Here is a 19,496-nt window from a genome sequence, read left to right as displayed (position 1 = left end):
ACATCAAGGACAGGCGGTATAGGAGTGTGTGTCATCATGCACACAATATATATTTATTTTGGATACAGCTATCGCGCAATAAGTTATGGTATTCGCTGGGTAACGCGCTCTCATTTTTCGCATGTTGAAGTACAAATCGATGGTGAATGCTATAGTAGTAGCGGCTCACTCGGTGTCTATAAACGTTCGTATGAGAAGCTAAGAAAATCACAAGATGTGCTTGAAACATGGGTGACTCAAATTAACGATCAGCAAAAAGCGGCTTTAATTGATTTTCTTATTAGACAGTGGGGTAAAAAATATGACTATATTTCTGCTTTAGGACTTGGGCTTTGGCGACGTAATTGGTTGAATGACCATAATAAATGGTTTTGTTCTGAACTGATTGATGCTGCTTTTAAAAGTGCACAAGCACCATTAACCAACAATGATTTTGCTTCCCATCGTTTAACTCCGAATGACTTAAGGACATCGTTAGCTATTAAACGTGAAAAAGTTGAAAAAACATTCATAACAAGGCTTGGTGGCGCAAGCTTATTTTGTTTGGCTAACTCAAAAGTAACTTTGCCCACTACCACAAAATAATTCGAGATATCCCTGGGCTTGGTATATCTTCTTAAATTTACATAGAAAATTCGATAGTTTATGCCTATACTGAAGCATAAATGGACCATTGATAATACCTATGAGTCAGCACGGAATTAGTAGTTTTCTATTGAGTCAAAATCTTATTGCAAGTGAGGTGCTTGATGAAGTAATCAAGGCTGCCGATAAAGCAGATGAGCGCCTGATTAGTCATTTGGTCAGCAATAAGTTACTAGATAGTAAATTGTTTGCGATTGAAGCTGCTAAGTTTTTCAATCTTACTTTATTTGATTTAAATGCTTATGACTTGGAATTCTTCCCGCGCAAGTATCTAAATGAACGATTAATCACCGAATGTCATTGCTTGCCGCTGTATAAGCATAAAAAAATGCTATTATTGGCCACTAGTGATCCATTAAATTTAAATGCAATAAGAGAATATCGTTTCTTTAGCAATTTGGATATCGAGCAAGTCATCGTTGAAGAAGGCATGTTGAGTAAATTAATTAAAGAGGTCACAGAAAATACAACTGATGATGCGCTTAAAACTCTTGAAGGTATGGAGCTTGAAGAAATTGACCTTGATATTGTCGAAGGGGATGAGTTTAAAGAAGACGATGATTTTGGCGATAATGATGAACCCGTTATCAAGTACGTTAATAAAATTATTGTTGATGCTATCAATAAAGGTGCATCAGATATTCACTTTGAACCTTACGCTACGAATTTTCGCATTCGCTACCGTATCGATGGGATGTTACAGGAAATTGCTTTTCCACCACTTAAAATCTCTGCCCGTACGGCCTCTAGAATCAAGATTATGGCTCAGCTGAATATTGCTGAGAGACGCATTCCACAAGATGGGCGCTTTAAACTCAAAATTTCAAAAACACATGTGATTGATTTTAGAGTCAGTGTTTGTCCAACTGCTTTTGGTGAAAAAATTGTACTTAGGATTCTTGATCAAGCCAAGACATATTTGAGTATAGATAAACTTGGTCTTGAGTCTCATCAACAAAAGATCTATTTATCTGCGCTTAACCAATCTCAGGGTATGATTCTCGTTACAGGACCAACTGGAAGTGGTAAAACGATAACGCTTTATACAGGCTTACATATCATCAACACGGTAGAAAAAAATATCTCAACTGCAGAAGATCCAGTCGAGATTAACGTCAATGGTATCAATCAAGTGCAAATCAATAACAAACAAGGTTTGACTTTTGCACGTGCCTTGAAAGCATTTTTACGTCAAGATCCTGATATTATCATGATCGGTGAGATTCGAGACTTCGAAACGGCTGATATAGCAATTAAAGCTGCACAAACAGGTCATTTAGTGCTATCAACCATTCATACTAATAGTGCTCCTGAAACCCTTAATCGCTTATTAGATATGGGAATCCCGCATTATAATATTATTTCTTCAGTCTCACTCATCATTGCTCAACGCTTGGCTAGAAAACTTTGTCCCCATTGCAAAAGACCAGCCCCTGATGTTACACGTCAGTTACTGCTTGATATGGGTATTCGCCCACAACATCTTGAAAAAGACTTTACTGCTTATCGCAGTAATCCTAATGGTTGTACACGTTGCTTTAAAGGTTATAGAGGACGTATTGCTATTTACGAAGTGATGCCACTGAGTTTGGCCATGAGTCGCTCGATTGTTGAAGGGCGAAGCACACTAACACTAGCTGAGCAAGCACAACGTGAAGGTATCGATAACTTACAGCAATCTGCTTTAATAAAAGTTGTTCACGGTATTACTTCGATAGAAGAAGCGCATCGTGTGACCTCAACCTAGGTTAAAAATAAAATGCAATAAAGGGTTATAATTATGAAGGCAGGTGTTAAATTAAAGAAAAAAACTTTTCTATGGACAGGTTATGATAAGCGTAATATCAAAACTAACGGTATTATTGAAGCCATTAATATTGATCTTGCCAAGGCTCAAGTTGAACGCAATGGATTTAAGGTTTTAAAAATCAAAAAACAACCACTCGAACTTTTTCCACAACGGATTAAAAGTGAAGAGGTCACCCTTTTTTCACGTCAGCTTGCTACAATGTCGCAAGCTGGTGTTCCTATTATTCGTGCGCTTGACACTATTATGGAATCAAGCAATAACAAAAGCTTTAAAAAACTGTTAATTCAGATTAAACAAAGTGTTGAAAGTGGTAATTACTTTAGTGATACATTACGCAATCACCCTAAGTATTTCGATAAATTATTCTGTAGCTTATGTGCAGTGGGAGAGGAATCTGGGACTTTAGACGTTATGTTAGATCGTGTTGCTAGCCACAGGGAATCGTTGCACACTATCAAAAAAAAGGTGAAAAAAGCCTTAACATATCCAGCGATGGTGATTGGCGTTGCTATTTTAGTGACTTGGATTTTACTGAATTATGCAGTGCCTGCTTTTGCCAATATTTTTATATCATCGGGAACACCCTTGCCAAAGATCACCAAGATCACCATTGATTTATCCGAATTTAGCCAGAAATATTGGTGGGTGCTTGTTTCGTTTATTATTGTATTCATAGTTGGATTTAAATTTTCCAAGAAACGTTATCCAAAAATCAATGTTTGGCAAGACTATTTGCTATTGAAGTTGCCTGTTATCGGTAAGGTGATCCAAAAGTCTTCATTGGCAAGGTTTGCACGTACATTAGAGACGACTTCCGCAGCAGGAATGCCTTTGCTTGATGCTTTAACTACTGTTGCCAACGCTACAGGGAATACCAAATATGAAAAAGCGACGTTATTTATTCGTGATGAAGTTTCAAAAGGGCGTTCGATGCTATATGCTGCTTCTGAAACGGGGGCTTTCCCAGGGATGATGTTACAGATGATTTCTGTTGGTGAAGAATCTGGTCAAATAGAAGAGATGCTGGCAAATATTGCTAAAATTTACGAAGAGGATGTTGATGTGTTGGTTACCAATTTAAGCAGTGCACTTGAACCTGTTATCATGATTGTACTTGGCTGTATTGTAGGTTTCTTAGTTGTTAGCATGTATATTCCAATGTTCAAGCTTGGTGAAGCACTGTAATTAATCTAAATATGTAAGAGTGCTATTGAACAGGGAAATCAAAATAGATCTTTGGATAAGGTTCCTCTTTTAACGTGAAATGCCACCATTCTGTTTCTAGTGGTTTAAATCCTGCCTCTATCATAAGCGTACGAAGTAATAGTCTATTTGCTTTAATTTGAGGAGACAAATTTTGATAGCTAGGATGAGACATTGGACTGAAACAATCAAAACCTGTTCCAAAATCTAAACTATTATCAGGTGAACGTAAATGTTGAGCTGAGGTACAAGGAGCTTGTTTTTTCTTAGGATCGTATATGGGGATTTTTGAATCTAACGGAATTATAGTCAAATCCACTGTACTTCCTCTACTATGACCAGAGTGATAATCGATATATCCCTCTTTGAATAAATTAGATTTATCTACTGTTGGATAATATTCGGTTCTCATTTGTGTTTCATTAAGGTTTTCTGCCCAATCAGCAAAATCATTAACAGCAGTTTGAGGTCGATAGCAATCATATACTTTTAATGAAAGCCCCATTGGAAGGAGTTGATCTTGAACTTTTTTAAGTGCTAAAGTGGCTTTTTTTGTTAAAAGACACACGGGAGTCTCATAACCTTTTATTCTTCTTCCAACAAAATTATTATCAGTATAATATCTTACTGATACTTGAATAGTTGGTATAACACTCTTAATATTGATAAAGTCACTAGGCTTTTCTTTGATGATTGTAGTCTGATTTGCAGAAGTTTGATGATAGAAAAAACCACCTCCCAATGCTACTAACAAAAATATTATTTTCCTTGTTTGGTTCATTTTATATAACCCATTACTAAACATATTCCATAACGTCTATTTACATAATTTTAATGTTTTTCGCTATAGCTATTAAGTTTTTTTTGGTTGCGTTTTTTTTATTTTTGTAAATGATTATATTGTTTAAATTGATCTATCTGAATAATTATGCCTAGACACAATCACATTTCGTACGTATAAGACAGATTGTTGTTTTGTATATCACAACCAAAAATTCCAAAAATAATTCAGTATTAACTTTTTTGCACGCCTGCTGTAATTTTACTTTCTAGTCTATTTTTAATCTTTAAAATGCTAGACATAAATTACCCATTTATTCTGAAGTAAAGTATTTTCCAATTAATTCAGGAGGTTTCACCATGAAACAAAAGCTACGCTATGTTGCCGATACTATTTTCTTTCTTTCCTGCATTGCCTTTATTGCAACGCTAACGATCGTTTTTTATTTCAATAACTTCAGCATTATTGTCAAAGGACATGCCATTTATTGGGTATATCTTGCACCACTTATCATGGTGTTATATACCTTCTTACGCAACTTGCTATTTACCAATAAACCAAAATCGACAAATTCTGAAAATACCCTTGAACCAAACCATAAAACCAGCTAACGTAAGCATACTTATTGCCTTTTTGACAAATCAATTATGAGAGTCTCACAAACCCTACTTGCAACCGAGAAAGAAATACCTAAAGATGCTGAATTGATTAGCCATCAATACATGTTAAGAGCAGGTTTAATTCGTAGACTTGCTTCGGGGATTTACCAATGGTTACCCACCGGCGTGAAAGTACTACAAAAAGTACAAACCATTATTCGTGAAGAAATGAACAAAGCAGGCGCTAGTGAGATTTTAATGCCGAGTATCTTACCTGCGGAGCTTTTACAAGAAACGCATCGTTGGCAAAAATTTGGTCCTGAGCTTTTGAAAATGCAAGATCGTCATAATCGTGATTTCTGCTATGGCCCTACACACGAAGAGCCTATTGTTGATATTGCCCGCAAAGAAATCAAAAGCTATAAGCAACTCCCTCTTAATCTCTACCAAATACAAACTAAGTTTCGTGATGAAATTCGTCCACGCTTTGGGGTTATGCGTGCACGTGAGTTTATTATGAAAGATGCCTATTCTTTTCACAACAGCTATAAATGCCTAGAGGAAACTTATCAAAAAATGCACACTGCTTACTGCAATATCTTGAAGCGTATTAACCTTGAGTTTCGTGTCGTTAATGCCGATGCAGGTGCCATTGGAGGAAGTAAGACTCATGAGTTTCAGGTACTAGCTAGAGTGGGTGAAGATATTGTCTGCTATAGTGATCAAAGCGATTATGCGGCAAATATTGAAATGGCAGAATATTTAAAGCCAGATTTAACAAAGCGAGCAAAGTCAGCAGAAGAGTTAACAAAAAAAGCGACACCAAATTTAAAAACAATCACTCAACTATGCGAAGCTTTTTCTATTTCAGCAGCACAAGTAGTTAAAACAATCGTGATAAAGGATAGCCGTAACAAATTCTTTGCTTTAGTGCTCTGTGGCGATCATGATCTCAATGAAATTAAAGTAAGCAAACTTCCGCAAATCACGGCACCTTTTAATTTTGCAACTGATGCTGATATCCAGCATGTATATGGTGCAACTACAGGTTCACTTGGTCCTGTTAACTCGCCTATTACTGTTATCGTTGATTATAGCGCGGCTATGTTAAGCGATTTTGTTTGTGGTGCAAATGAAGATGGTTTTCACTTATTTGGCGCAAATTGGCAACGCGACGTCAACGATTATGTGGTAGAAGATATTCGTAACGTTGTGATAGGAGATCTCTCTCCTGATGGGAATGGTAGGTTACAGCAAACAAATGGCATTGAAGTGGGTCATATTTTTCAATTAGGCGAGCATTATTCCAAAGTAATGAATGCAAGCATTTTAGATGAAAATGGCAAAAAGCAAGATTTGATTATGGGATGTTACGGCTTTGGTATTTCACGCGTAATTGCTGCTGCTATCGAACAATCACATGATGAAAATGGAATTATCTGGCCACGAGAGATTGCCCCATACGATATTGTTATCATTCCTATGAATATGCACAAATCAGGACGCGTATTTGAAGAGGCAAACAAATTGTATAATGATCTAAGAGCAGCAGGTTTTGAGGTTTTGTTTGATGATCGCAAAGAACGCGCGGGGATTATGTTTGCTGATGCGGATTTAATTGGTATTCCGCATCAGCTTATTATCGGTGAGCGTGGCCTTGAAAACAACGTAATTGAATACAAATGCCGCAAAACGCAAATAAAAGAAGAAATTTCATGTGCAATTGAAAGTATTCTACAAAAAGTTTGTATTAAGCAAAGTAGTATTTTTCAAAAGGCTCCTTGTTACTGAGTACTGTTAGTTACTTTCTTTCTTTAGTTTTGATATGCCTATAGGTTTGTGGTTATCATCAATTCTCACAAAAACAATATTAGCAGTAACCGCTAATTCATTTATACTTGTTCGACTACTTACAAAAACATAAACATCGAAAGTTACAGAAGTGTTACCAACTTTTGATAATTTTGCATAAATATCAACTTGGTTATGAACGTGGATAGGTTTAATAAAGGTAACCTTTTCTACAGCCTTCGTAACAACACGCCCACTACTGTAATGAATTGCCGCAAGGCTTGCGCCTATGTCTATTTGACTGAGTATCCAACCACCAAAAATAGTGCCACCATGATTACAATCAGATGGCATTGGTACAGTTCTAATAACTAAATTCCCATAATTTTCCAACACTTTGAATGCAGTTGTATGATCATTCATGCTTTATATCCTTCGTTACCTTATTTTGGGTTAACCTTTCTAATTTTTTTCTGGTTCTTAAAATCAAGAGGTGGTTTTGTACAGAAACAACCCTGATACCAAAACATGAGTCAACCATCTCAAAACCAATATGCTGTTCAATACTAGTATGGTAGCTACTTTATGCAAAGCAAACAACAACAAGCATGGCTAAAAAATATTAAGTATTTGACTATAGTTTTATTACATAATGTGCAATACGTTGTCCAAATAATTCAGCCGTACGCTTATCTCCAATTGGAGGGGTTACTTCTGGTGAGTCATTTTCAGATTGTGTCATGAGTCCCAAAGATCCTCCCATGCGATTTAGTGCCTCGATATGACCTGTACTAAACTCATTTTGTCCTGAAGTATTGTCAATACCTAGCGATAACCAAAGCATGCCATGTTGGCAAGCAAAGGTGCAAAGCTGCATCAAAACGTTAAATTTATCACCACTTAAAGCACCAGAATTGGTGAATCCTGCGGCAAGTTTATCTTTCCACGCCTTCTTAAGCCATACTTTAGAAGCATCATCCATAAATTTCTTAAATTGATAAGGCACAGAACCCATATAAGTTGGCGCACCAAAAACAATCGCTTCATAGTCATTTAATGCATCCACATCTTGTAACTCATCCACATTTATTAAGCTTGCATATACTTTTGTACTTTGTTCAATGCCAATTTTAATATGCTCTGCTATCTTTTTGGTATGACCATAACCACTAAAATAAACAATTGCCACATTCTTCATCAAACAAATGAGACTCATTCTTAACAAAATTAAGCTCATTGTAACATGAGTTAATTTAAAACTAAGCATACAAACACAATAAAAAGTGTTTCCAGCGTTTAGCTATAAATGTTTGTACTATGACGTGCATCCCAGCATTTGTACATTATCACATGCAATTGTAACACGCTGTGTCTTGCAGGAAATTATTAACAAAATAATGACTGTTGTTAGATCCAGCATAAGGTCCATACACAAAGATCTATTGTCGAAGATCTCGTATTATCCCTTAATAACGTGTAATCCACCCATATATTTACGCAGTACTTCTGGTACAACCACTGAGCCATCTTTTTGTTGATAGTTCTCAAGCACAGCAACTAATGTGCGTCCAACGGCAAGTCCTGAACCATTTAAAGTATGCAAAAGCTCTGGCTTAGTCATATCTTTTAATTTAAATCTTGCCTGCATTCGTCGAGCCTGAAAATCTCCACACCAACTACATGAAGAAATTTCACGATAGATATTTTGTGACGGAATCCACACTTCTAAGTCATAGGTTTTGCGTGCACAAAAGCTCATATCTCCTGTACATAGCGCAAGCACGCGATAAGGGAGTTCTAATTTTTGTAATACCGTTTCTGCATGTGAAGTTAACTCTTCAAGAGCATGTAAGCCTTGTTCTGGAGCGACAATTTGTACTAACTCAACTTTTTCAAACTGATGTTGGCGAATAAGTCCACGTGTGTCACGCCCATATGAGCCAGCTTCACTTCTAAAGCAGGGCGTATGTCCAACAAACTTAAGTGGTAAGCATTCACCATCGATAATTTCATCGCGCACCATATTGGTAATTGGCACTTCTGCTGTTGGAATCAAGCTAAATGGGAATTGCCCTTGAGTATGAAACAAATCTTCTGAGAATTTAGGAAGCTGACCTGTGCCAAATAAAGACTCTTTATTAACAAGATAAGGAACGTAAACCTCCGTATAACCATGTTCACTAATATGCAAATCAATCATAAACTGTGTCAAAGCTCGTTGTAAGTGAGCAATTTCCTTACGCATAACCACAAAACGGCTACCAGTTAACTTTGATGCCATCTGAAAGTCCATACCACCTATTCGCTCACCAAGGTCGACATGGTCTTTAATCTCAAAATCAAACCCTCTTGGTTCCCCCCATTTTCTGATTTCAATGTTTTGTGTTTCATTATTACCGATTGGAGTGTCATCTGCTGGTAAATTTGGCATTTCCGCGATGATTGCTGTGATTTTATGTTGCAGTATTTTTAATGCTTCTTCTGACGTTTTTAGCTCATCACCTAAATTTGCTACTTCTTCTAGTAACTCACTTGCATCTTGTTTTTGTGCTTTAAGCATACCGATTTTTTTTGAGGCTACATTGCGCTGTGCTTGTAAGTCTTGAGTTCTTTGCTGAATGGTTTTTCGCTCTTCCTCTAGTGCATTAAATGCTGAGATATCGAGTATATAACCTCTTGTTGCCAACTTTTGAGCCGTTTGTACAATATTGCTTCTTAATAGTTTTGGATCAATCATTTCTCTACCCTTTACTCAATTTGCAAACTTAAAAATTGCTCTGCCAGTCATCTCTTTTGGTTGAGAAATCCCCATTACCGCTAAAATCGTAGGTGCAATATCCGATAATTTCCCTTCTTTAATTGTAACTTCCGCATGGTGTCTACCTTGATAAATAAAAGGAACAGGATTAGTAGTATGCGCAGTATGTATTTTGCCCGTTTCAGGATCAACCATTTGATCAGCATTACCATGATCAGCTGTGATAAACAAGTTACCATTTATTTCTTTAACTGCTTGTGATACCTGCCCTAAGCAAATATCTAAAGCTTCAATAGCTTTTACTGTGGCATCGTAATTGCCAGTGTGTCCAACCATATCTGAATTGGCGTAGTTACAAATAATCACATCATACTTTTGGGATTTGATAGCACTAACTAACTTATCAGTAACTTCATAAGCACTCATTTCAGGCTTAAGGTCATAGGTTGCCACTTTTGGGGATGGTACTAAAATACGATCTTCTCCTTTAAAGGGTCGTTCTTGACCTCCATTAAAGAAAAAGGTCACATGTGCATATTTTTCTGTCTCAGCAATGCGCAATTGGGTAAGTCCCTTTTGCTCTAGCACATCTCCTAGTATATGTGTTAACTTTTCAGACTCAAAGGCAACTGACGCCTTAATATCGTCGGCATATTTTGTTAAGCTCACAAAATGAGTTTTTGGAAAGCGTTTACGCACAAACCCTACAAAATACTCATCTGTAAAAGCATAACTCATTTGCCTTGCACGATCTGCTCTGAAATTCATAAAAATAACTGTATCACCATCTTCAATCGTTACTTTATGCTTATTTTTTTGAATGGCTGTGGGCTGTACAAATTCATCACTTTCATTACGATAGTATGCCATCTCTAATGCTGCCTGCGCACTATTTGCGTAAAATTCTGCCTGACCATTAATTATTGCATTGTAAGCTTTCTCCACTCTATCCCAACGGTTATCACGATCCATAGCGAAGTAACGTCCACTGATTGTGGCAATATAACCCACACCTAAATCTGATAACAATTTGTCCATCTTTTTAATCGATAACTCAGCTGAGCGTGGTGGCATGTCCCTACCATCTAAAAAAGCATGAACATATACTTTTTTAGCACCTTTTTGTTCAGCAAGTTTCACCATTGCTTGAATATGACTTTCGTGTGAGTGAACGCCACCTGGTGATAACAATCCCATAATATGAACAGCTTTATTTGCCATAACAGCTGAACTTACTGTGTAATTCAATACCTTATTGTGATAAAAAGATTTATCTTCAATTGCTTTATCAATCCGCGTTAACTCTTGATATACCACTCTTCCTGAACCGATATTGATGTGTCCTACTTCAGAATTACCCATTTGCCCTTGAGGTAAGCCAACCATTAATCCGGATGCATTAATTAAGGTGTGTGTTGAATGCTGCCAAATATTATTCCAGTTTGGTTTGTTTGCATTATTAATTGCGTTATGTTTGTTTTCTTCACGATATCCCCAACCATCCAAGATAACAAGCACCGTTGTGTTTTTTGCCATTACTATCTCCACAAAAATCAATGCTAACATTGTATACTCATCACAAACCATTTTACAGACTTTCTGCTATCTGAAATCTCAGGAATTTTGCACACTTTTGGTGCATACACTTATTGACTTCTGCTAAAGCAATCCCTAGGATGTGTTGTCCTAATAATTTAATTTTAAAAGCGCTGATAAATTTTTTAAGGAGATAGTATGAAAAAAATTATTGCTTTAACAACTGCAATGTTTCTAGCTGGTTCGATGACAACTTATGCTGCTGATCAAGTCGCAAACTCTGCAACAAAAAACAAGCCAGTTGCTGAAAAGAAAGCTGAACTCGCTAAAGTCGATATGGATGATGTTAGTTATATCATCGGTTATGAAATGGGTAAAGGCTTTAAATCTCAAGACATTAAGTTGAATATCAAAGATCTTAACTTAGGATTAAAAGCTGGTTTATCTGGAAAAGAGTCGAAAATTAGTGAAGACAAATCTAAAGAAACCATGCAAGCTTTCCAAATGGAAATGATTGAAAAAGCACAAGCTAAAATGAAAGCTGAAAGTGAAGCAAACTTAAAAACATCTGATACGTTTATGGCTGACATTGCTAAAATGGCAACCGTCAAGAAAGCTGCTGATGGTATTTATTATCAAATTATTACTAAAGGTAAAGGTGAAATTCCTTCTAAAACTGATGTAGTGACTGTTAATTATACTGGTACTACTCCTGCTACTGACTACGCTAAAGATACTAAAGATGCTGCTGCTAAGCTTGTCAAAGGCGAGCTTCTAGGTAAAGTGTTTGACAGTTCTGAGAAGGCAGGTAAGTCTGTTACTTTCCCCTTAAATCAAGTTATTCCATGCTGGACAGATGCACTTAGTCAAATTCCAGTTGGTTCTACAGTTATCTTATACTGTGCGCCAGCACAAGCTTATGGTGAAATGGCACCACCACAAATCGGACCGAACCAAGTATTAAGTTTTAAAGTTGAACTAATTAAAACTGAAAAAGCAGATACTGATAAAAAAGTAGAAGACAGTTACGACTCCAAGGAAAACACAAGTAAATAGTTGAATATTCACTTATTTATAGCTCGCATTGCGGGCTTTTTTGTTTTATTTGGGGACAGAAATATGAAAGTAATATCATTTAATGCTAATGGTATCCGTTCTGCTATCAGAAAAGGCTTTTTAAACTGGTTCAATTACCAAGGTGCTGATTTCTTATGTATCCAAGAAACTAAAGCTCAATTCCACCAACTAGCAAATGAGTCAATTTATTTTCCTAAAGGTTACCATTATGCTTTTACGGATGCGATCAAAAAAGGTTACAGTGGTGTAGCTATCTATGCCAAACGTAAACCTAATAAGGTCATTCAGCAACTTGGTATTGATTGGGCTGATGATGAAGGGCGTTATATCCAATTTGACTATGACAATTTAAGTATTGCTTCAATTTATATACCTTCTGGGTCTAGTGGTGATGAGCGCCAAGCTTATAAGATGGATTTTTTGAACAAATACCAAGATATACTTATCACACAGATTAATCAAAAAAAGCCTTTTATTATCTGTGGTGACATTAATATCGTTCATAAAGAAATTGACATTAAAAACTGGAAGCAAAACCAACAAACATCAGGTGTACTACCTGAAGAACGTGCTTGGCTTGATCATGTTTTTAACAACATTGGTTGGGTAGATGCATTTAGGGTTATTAACCAAAAACCTGATCAATATACCTGGTGGTCAAATCGCGGTCAAGCACGTGCTAAAAATGTGGGTTGGCGCATCGATTATCAATTTATTTCACCTTGTTTGAAAGAAAAGGTTATAAGTGAATACATCTACACGGATGAATGGTTTTCAGATCACGCACCTCTTGCGATTTGTTATCGTTAAGTTTTAAAGTTGCCCCATTAGCTTGAGATGGTTTTGAGTTGAGACGTATCCAATTTCTTAACTGCATAATAACGCGATCGTTAATATTAAAAATTCTAAGAGACTTTCTTTTTCGTTAGCCCAAATGGTAATCCAACGTTCTTTGTAAAGCTTCTTCCATTGATACTTTTGGTGACCAATCAAGGTATTTTCTTGCATTTTTAATTGAAGGTACACGGCGCTCGACATCCTGATAACCATTCCCATAATAATTACCTGCGGTTGTGGCAGTGATTTTTACTGATGCTGCAAGTGCCTTATATTCAGGATAACGCTTCATTGCTTCTATAGTCATTTCTGCCAATACTTTAATCGAATACTCATTATCTGGATTGCCAATGTTAAAAATACGTCTATGTGCTTCATTATTACGTTTTTTTACAATCTTAATCAAAGCATCGATCCCATCATCGATATAGGTAAAACAACGACGTTGATTCCCTCCATCGACAAGTTGTAAATCTTTACCATCAATAATATTCGAAACGAATTGTGCCAATACACGAGCACTACCTTTTTGGGATGACTTGATTTCATCCTGCTTGGGTCCAATCCAATTAAATGGTCTAAATAGGGTATAATTTAAGTTTTCTTGCATACCATAGGCATAAATTACACGATCTAAAAGCTGCTTAACACAAGAATAAATCCAACGTTGTTTATTGATTGGACCAGTTACTAACGAGCTTGTCTCTTCATCAAAAGGAATATCTTTACTCATACCATAAACCTCAGAGGTAGATGGAAAAACAAGATGCTTTTTATGCTTAACACAAAGCTTAACGATATCGATATTTGATTCATAATCTAGTTTATAAACAAATAATGGATCAGACACATACAATGCAGGATTTGCAACAGCAACTAATGGAAAAATTACATCACACTTTTTGATATGCTCTTCCACCCATGGCATATTCTCTAACACATTGTCTTTAACAAAATGTAGACGTGAATGACCAAGAAATGCCTTAACTTTATGATCGGATAAATCCATACCATAAATTTCCCAATCCGTTTCTTTCAAGATTTTTTCTACCATACTACTGCCAATAAAACCATTGACACCTAAAACTAATAACTTTGTCGACATTTATTCTACCTTGCTTTATTTAACAGTATTTTTGCTTGTTTATTCGTGCTCATTTTTTAAAGAAATTGATTTTTCTTCAGCTGGATCAGATTTTGGCATTAAGTATTCCTTAATAATGAAGCGAGGGCGTTTACGTACTTCCTCATAAATTCGCCCGATATATTCGCCAATGATACCAAGTCCCATCAAGAGTATACCAATTAAAAAGTACATGATCGCAAAAAGCGTAAACACTCCATCCGCATCAGGTCCTACAATCAAACGCTTTATAATCAAGTAAACAAAAAGCAAGATACTTAAAAGTGAAACAAGGAGTCCTGATATTGTGAAAAATTCAAGTGGTGCTTTTGAAAAGTTAGCAAAAAAGTCGAAATTATAGCGAATAAGTTTATATAGATTGTAGTTTGATTTGCCTTCTGTGCGAGCAGCATGACGTACCCCTACATCAGTTGGGTTAGATGAAAAACTATGTGCCAATGCTGGCAAGAAAGTAGAATTTTCGCCTGTGGCAACCACACGATCAATTACTTCACGCGTATAGGCTCTTAACATACAACCTTCATCCACCATATCGATACCGGTTAGTTTTAAGCGTAATAAGTTATGCAATTTAGATACAAATAGACGCCATTTTTTATCTTGGCGATCCATACGATAACCGCCAACTACATCATGTCCTTGATCAATCTTTTCAAGCAATAAAGGAATGTCTTCAGGATAGTTTTGTAAATCAGCATCCATCGTAACAATTACTTCTCCATCGACATGTTCAAAGCCCGCCATAATTGCCATATGCTGACCAAAGTTACGATTAAAGTTAATCACTTTTACCTGAGATGGTCGTTCACTATGTATTTTACGGAGTAGCTCTATTGATTTATCTTTACTGCCATCATTGGTAAAAATCACCTCATAGCTTTTACCAATGCTATCCAATGCTGAAAATAAGCGCGAAAACAACGTTGGTAGCACTTCCTCCTCGTTATATATTGGAATAACTACACTTAAATAGGGTTTTATCATCGCGCTTCTCCTTCGACTTTAATTAAATATTGTATATAAAGCTTCTAAAACATCATCTTGTTCACGCTCTGTCATGTCAGGAAACAAAGGTAAACTAACTACATTTTCACCAATGGCTTCTGCATTTGGAAAATCACCTTTCTTGAACCCATATTTATTAGCGTAATAGGGATATAAATGTACAGCTTCATAATGAACACTACAGCCAATATTCATCTGTTTTAATTTGCTCATGAACTCATCACGTGAGATTTTGGCAACATCTGAATTTAAAGTTGGTGCAAATAAGTGCCACGCATGTTTATGCACATATTGAGGTTGCTTAGGCAAAATAAGTGGATCAAAACCAGCAAGCTTTCGGTAATAACGCTTGACTAGCTTAGTACGTTTTTCAATAAATACATCTAAAAATGGTAATTGATGAAGACCAAGGGCGGCTTGTAAATCCATCATATTGTATTTATAGCCAGGATAGACAATTTGATAATGGGCACTACCTTCTTTGCCAAAACGATTCCAGGCTTCACGATCCATTCCATGAAAGCGCGTTAACGAAATATGTTTAGCAACATCATTATCTCTTGTTACCACACAGCCACCTTCACCAGTGGTCATATTTTTATTTGGATGAAAACTAAAGACCTGTATATCACCGAAACTACCAATTTTTCGCCCTTTATATTCAGCTCCAATTGAATGTGCTGCATCCTCTATAACGGTTAAATTATACTTTTGAGCTAATGAATAAATCGGATCTAAATCAACAGGGAGTCCTGCAAAATGCACTGGCATGATTACGCGAGTTTTATCCGTAATTGCCGCCTCAATGTTATTGATGTCAATATTGTAAGTTCCTCTATCAACATCAACAAGTTTGACTGTTGCACCAACGATTTCGATCACATTTAAAGTCGCTGCAAAGGTCATCGGTGTGGTAATAACTTCATCACCCGGTTTGAGCTCTAATGCCATTAAAGCTAACTGTAACCCCGCTGTGGCAGAGCTTAGACATAGCGCATACTGTACCTTATGATATTCCCGCAGCATGGCTTCAAATTTTTTAAGCTTAGGACCTGTGGTCAACCAGCCTGAGCGTAAGCTATCAACCACCTCTGAAATTGCTTCTTCTGACAAGCTTGGCTTGGCAAACGGTAAAAAGGTTTCTCTCATTTTTTATCTCGTTTTTTTTTACAAACACTTGGCCACTTTCTATCTATGGTTTTGCAACCAAATAAACACCCAAAATAATTACAAAAATACCCGCTATGCGTGTTGCAGTTAATGGCTCCCCTAATAAAAAGTATCCTGCTATGGCCGTGATAATATAACCAATTGAAACCATTGGATAAGCTAGTCCAACCGGCACGCGAGATAAAACCATAAGCCACACGATTACACTTATGACATAACACGCTAATCCTAAAATGACAAAATAGTTTGTTGCTACTTTCCAACCAATTGGCCAAACGTTAGCAAGTGTAAAACTAAATGTACCAATACGCTCCATGCCAAATTTCAAAAATAGCTGTGCGCACGCATTTAAAAACACGCCAAACAACAGCAAGCACCAAATAATGATTGTCATGTCCTACCTAATCATGAACTTTTAGAGTATCTAAGTCTAGCATTGTAATGTCTTTCACTTTTAAAGACAAATGGCGTCACAAAGTTTCTTTGGTTTTGGCTTGTTCTTTTACAATTATAACACTCCTTGTATTACTAACTCGGGCAACCTCCACTGCCTTTGCATTTGTGGTCAAGTGTTTGTTTGATTTCTATTAACAATTCGGAGGATAAGTGAGGTTTTTTCTGTTTTAGTGGCTGATTTTCTTAAGACAAAATTACCTTTAAGGTTTTAAGTACTTGAATAAATCATATTCTTACACGTTTCTATTTTCTTAACTTCAGTTCAGCATAAATGTTTACAATACGATCAACTAATTGGTCTTTTTAACCCGCATAATTATTTGTAATCCATGTTCAAATAATGCTTCTGACGGTGCTTTTTGATATAGCCTTTATCCCCCCAATAAATTTACCAATTAAATCTTGCGTTAAATCCTCGACAGGCCCCTTATCACTTGTTATTGCTTCAGTCAGTTTAAATGCCATTATTTCCCCTTTGCCGTTAATCACCAACTTAAACCCACAAAGCCAGCCCGTAGTAGACTTCGATTTCTTAGCCAATCCATCAAAAACTTTATGCTGCTTCTCACGTTTAATATGACAAACTTTAATCAAAGTAGAATCAATAAAATAGATACCTGTTTTTTTCACCTTTTAGCAGTTGAATGATAAAACACAGGAGGACTAATACTACTTTTTGCAACTCAACAAATCGGTTGTAGTTGACTGTATTTGGAAAGGCATCTTTCATATGTGTCATGCATAATCCATGTAAAAGTGTTTCAAATTCCGATAATGGCTTTGATGAAACAATCTCATTATCGTCATCACTTTGCTATATGACATTATCGATCTATGGTGGCGTTTATATTACTTTGTTTCTATTTAAATGTTATTGCTCAGTAGGTATAAATTTTTTACAAAAATCATCGACAAAGCAAAAGGTAAATTCTAACATTATTTCCGAGGTTGTTTGTTTATCACATCTCTAGAGATACCGTCTAGAGTAAACATTTATGCCGAACTGACGTTAAACAGGCCTATGCTTTATGCAACACGTAATACAGATGCTACTTTAATGCTCCTGTGATTTTGGTAGCTGGGATTGACCATATTATCTTTGCAGGAATATTCAAAACACATATGAAGGTATTATTACTGATGAGATGAGTCCTCGCATTCGAAATGCTAGGGTGTATAAGTTAGACCTTATAGAATCTGATTATTTATCAGTATGACCAGCAGGTAAGTTTCTGGTTGATAATGATTGATGTCGCTATGGTTGTAGTGGTTTTGCTTATTATACTCATCTATTTGAAAGTTGTAAACTTTTAGTGCAGGTTATCTCAATTTCCCGTTAGTGCCAACAGAAGTAATAAAAGGCTATCAAACGTTAATTTTTCCTTTAGAAAATTTAGAGAATCACATATACCTCAAAAATACAGGAAAAGTAAGCATAGCGTCCGCATATGACGACCTGTAAAATAAGGCTTGATATAGTAGCGATGTAACTCTGCTTATGCTATACCTTCACGGATAAGGTCGTGCATATGTATCACTCCAGCAATATGTTGATCATCATCAACGGCAGCGAGCGTTGTAATTTTTAACTGGTTCATCAGTTCAAGTGCTTCAGTTGCCATTGCGTGTTGATGGATCGTTTTGGGATTTTTGCTCATGACCTCGGAGATGGGAATATCTTTTTGATATAAAGAATGTTGAAAAACACGCCGTAAATCGCCATCGGTAAAGATGCCTTGCAGCTTTTTGCCATCTTGAGAAATTAAACACATACCCAAACCTTTGCTGCTTATTTCTAAGATAGCATCTTCAAGTCCACTTGAAGGGTCAACAATTGGAAGGTTTTTTCCTACTTTCATCAGATCTGAAACTTTGAGGAATAAACGTTTTCCTAATGAACCGCTAGGGTGAGAAATAGCAAAGTCTTCAGCAGTAAAGTTTTTGGCATTTAATAAAGCAATTGCAAGCGCGTCTCCAAGTACGAGTGCTGCGGTTGTGCTTGAGGTTGGTGCAAGGTTGTGTGGACATGCTTCCTTGGTAACCCCTAGGTTTAATGAAATATCAGCAGCTTGTGCAAGTGGTGAATGAGTTTTGCTTGAAATTGAAATAAGAGGAATATGTAAACGCTTAATCATAGGAATTAGTGCAGTTAATTCAGGAGTGGAGCCTGAGTTAGAGATACCAATGACGATGTCTTCTTTGGTAATCATGCCGAAATCGCCGTGACCTGCTTCAGCTGGGTGAACAAAAAAGGAAGGGGTCCCTGTACTGGCTAGGGTGGCTGCAATTTTAGAGGCAATGTGACCAGATTTGCCCATACCAATGATGATTACACGCCCCTTGCATTTAAGTATTGTTTCACAGGCCTTAATAAAGTTATCATCAATATATTGTTTTAGGTGACATAGACTTTCTATTTCCAAAGAAATCGTTTGCAGTGCGTCAATAACAAAAGGGTGGTTTAGAGTCATAACGTTATAAGTTAGTATGGAAAATCAAATGCCTGTATTGTATGGAAGTTTTTAAACAAAGTAAAAATGAAAACAGCTGTATGACGATTTTTCAAACACGATTAAACAAAATTAAAAAAAAGTTAAAAAAAGCGCTTGCGGGGAACTGATGTGTGTGTATAATGGCGACTCGTTGTCACTGAGAGTGTTTGGTGAGAGGGCTCTGGATAAGGG

The 19,496-nt window shown here is 36.5% G+C and carries 17 protein-coding genes and 1 pseudogene; 7 read left to right on the top strand and 11 right to left on the bottom strand.

Annotated features, from left to right (window positions below; all coding sequences use genetic code 11):
• The first annotated feature begins 36 nt into the window (after positions 1-36).
• The 3 genes from M1V25_RS05660 to M1V25_RS05650 all read left to right on the top strand — a co-directional run bounded on the left by M1V25_RS05660 (position 37) and on the right by M1V25_RS05650 (position 3,640).
• A complete protein-coding gene (locus M1V25_RS05660) occupies positions 37-585 on the top strand; it encodes a hypothetical protein (protein WP_498842685.1) in 549 nt (182 codons plus the stop codon).
• A gap of 100 nt (positions 586-685) precedes the next feature.
• A complete protein-coding gene (pilB, locus tag M1V25_RS05655) occupies positions 686-2,392 on the top strand; it encodes a type IV-A pilus assembly ATPase PilB (protein WP_498842684.1) in 1,707 nt (568 codons plus the stop codon).
• Between the two features lie 33 nt (positions 2,393-2,425).
• Positions 2,426-3,640, top strand: coding sequence for a type II secretion system F family protein (locus tag M1V25_RS05650; protein ID WP_116964274.1), 1,215 nt, complete (start codon positions 2,426-2,428; stop codon positions 3,638-3,640).
• Positions 3,641-3,662: 22 nt separating this feature from the next.
• Here the strand turns inward: M1V25_RS05650 and M1V25_RS05645 are convergent, their stop codons facing one another.
• Complete coding sequence (locus tag M1V25_RS05645; protein WP_498842683.1) at positions 3,663-4,412, bottom strand: M15 family metallopeptidase; 750 nt, start codon at positions 4,410-4,412, stop codon at positions 3,663-3,665.
• A gap of 386 nt (positions 4,413-4,798) precedes the next feature.
• On the opposite strand from M1V25_RS05645, the gene M1V25_RS05640 reads away from it, so the two are divergent.
• Together M1V25_RS05640 and M1V25_RS05635 are read left to right on the top strand one after the other, a co-directional pair.
• Entirely contained in the window at positions 4,799-5,050 is a 252-nt protein-coding gene (locus M1V25_RS05640; protein WP_498842682.1) for a hypothetical protein, read from the top strand.
• A 36-nt stretch (positions 5,051-5,086) separates the two neighbouring features.
• Positions 5,087-6,829 carry a proline--tRNA ligase gene (locus M1V25_RS05635; RefSeq protein ID WP_498842681.1) on the top strand — a complete coding sequence of 581 codons (1,743 nt, stop codon included), beginning with the start codon at positions 5,087-5,089 and terminating at the stop codon, positions 6,827-6,829.
• A 6-nt stretch (positions 6,830-6,835) separates the two neighbouring features.
• Here M1V25_RS05635 and M1V25_RS05630 read toward each other — a convergent pair whose 3' ends face one another.
• From M1V25_RS05630 to gpmI, 4 genes are all read right to left on the bottom strand, one after another.
• Positions 6,836-7,252: an acyl-CoA thioesterase gene (locus M1V25_RS05630; protein WP_116964271.1), complete on the bottom strand. Its 417-nt coding sequence runs from the start codon at positions 7,250-7,252 to the stop codon at positions 6,836-6,838.
• Positions 7,253-7,463: 211 nt separating this feature from the next.
• Complete coding sequence (locus tag M1V25_RS05625) at positions 7,464-8,096, bottom strand: flavodoxin family protein (protein ID WP_239986770.1); 633 nt, start codon at positions 8,094-8,096, stop codon at positions 7,464-7,466.
• Between the two features lie 192 nt (positions 8,097-8,288).
• Complete coding sequence (gene serS, locus M1V25_RS05620) at positions 8,289-9,566, bottom strand: serine--tRNA ligase (RefSeq protein ID WP_498842680.1); 1,278 nt, start codon at positions 9,564-9,566, stop codon at positions 8,289-8,291.
• A 15-nt stretch (positions 9,567-9,581) separates the two neighbouring features.
• On the bottom strand, positions 9,582-11,123 hold the full coding sequence (gene gpmI / locus M1V25_RS05615) for a 2,3-bisphosphoglycerate-independent phosphoglycerate mutase (RefSeq protein WP_498842679.1): 1,542 nt from the start codon (positions 11,121-11,123) through the stop codon (positions 9,582-9,584).
• A 198-nt stretch (positions 11,124-11,321) separates the two neighbouring features.
• Between gpmI and M1V25_RS05610 the strand changes: the two genes are divergently transcribed.
• Both M1V25_RS05610 and M1V25_RS05605 read left to right on the top strand, forming a co-directional pair.
• Positions 11,322-12,179, top strand: a complete 858-nt coding sequence (locus M1V25_RS05610; RefSeq protein WP_116964269.1) for an FKBP-type peptidyl-prolyl cis-trans isomerase — start codon at positions 11,322-11,324, stop codon at positions 12,177-12,179.
• Positions 12,180-12,242: 63 nt separating this feature from the next.
• On the top strand, positions 12,243-13,010 hold the full coding sequence (locus M1V25_RS05605; RefSeq protein ID WP_498842678.1) for an exodeoxyribonuclease III: 768 nt from the start codon (positions 12,243-12,245) through the stop codon (positions 13,008-13,010).
• A 115-nt stretch (positions 13,011-13,125) separates the two neighbouring features.
• On the opposite strand, the gene M1V25_RS05600 is transcribed toward M1V25_RS05605, so the two are convergent.
• From M1V25_RS05600 to M1V25_RS05575, 6 genes and pseudogenes are all read right to left on the bottom strand, one after another.
• The gene (locus M1V25_RS05600; RefSeq protein WP_116964268.1) at positions 13,126-14,142 is read right to left on the bottom strand and encodes a bifunctional UDP-4-keto-pentose/UDP-xylose synthase; all 1,017 of its coding nucleotides are present in this window, start codon (positions 14,140-14,142) and stop codon (positions 13,126-13,128) included.
• A 39-nt stretch (positions 14,143-14,181) separates the two neighbouring features.
• A complete protein-coding gene (locus M1V25_RS05595; protein ID WP_116964267.1) occupies positions 14,182-15,165 on the bottom strand; it encodes a glycosyltransferase in 984 nt (327 codons plus the stop codon).
• A gap of 18 nt (positions 15,166-15,183) precedes the next feature.
• Positions 15,184-16,335, bottom strand: a complete 1,152-nt coding sequence (locus M1V25_RS05590) for a DegT/DnrJ/EryC1/StrS family aminotransferase (protein ID WP_116964266.1) — start codon at positions 16,333-16,335, stop codon at positions 15,184-15,186.
• A gap of 43 nt (positions 16,336-16,378) precedes the next feature.
• On the bottom strand, positions 16,379-16,750 hold the full coding sequence (locus M1V25_RS05585) for an EamA family transporter (protein ID WP_116964265.1): 372 nt from the start codon (positions 16,748-16,750) through the stop codon (positions 16,379-16,381).
• A gap of 361 nt (positions 16,751-17,111) precedes the next feature.
• A pseudogene (locus tag M1V25_RS05580) lies at positions 17,112-17,749 on the bottom strand (IS982 family transposase); the annotation flags it as partial.
• A 559-nt stretch (positions 17,750-18,308) separates the two neighbouring features.
• Positions 18,309-19,283 carry a KpsF/GutQ family sugar-phosphate isomerase gene (locus M1V25_RS05575; protein ID WP_116964264.1) on the bottom strand — a complete coding sequence of 325 codons (975 nt, stop codon included), beginning with the start codon at positions 19,281-19,283 and terminating at the stop codon, positions 18,309-18,311.
• Positions 19,284-19,496 lie beyond the last annotated feature (213 nt).

This window comes from Candidatus Nebulibacter yamunensis (assembly GCF_024208055.1).
GTDB lineage: Bacteria > Pseudomonadota > Gammaproteobacteria > Francisellales > Francisellaceae > Caedibacter > Caedibacter lacustris.
This window is presented reverse-complemented; position numbering and strand designations above follow the sequence as displayed.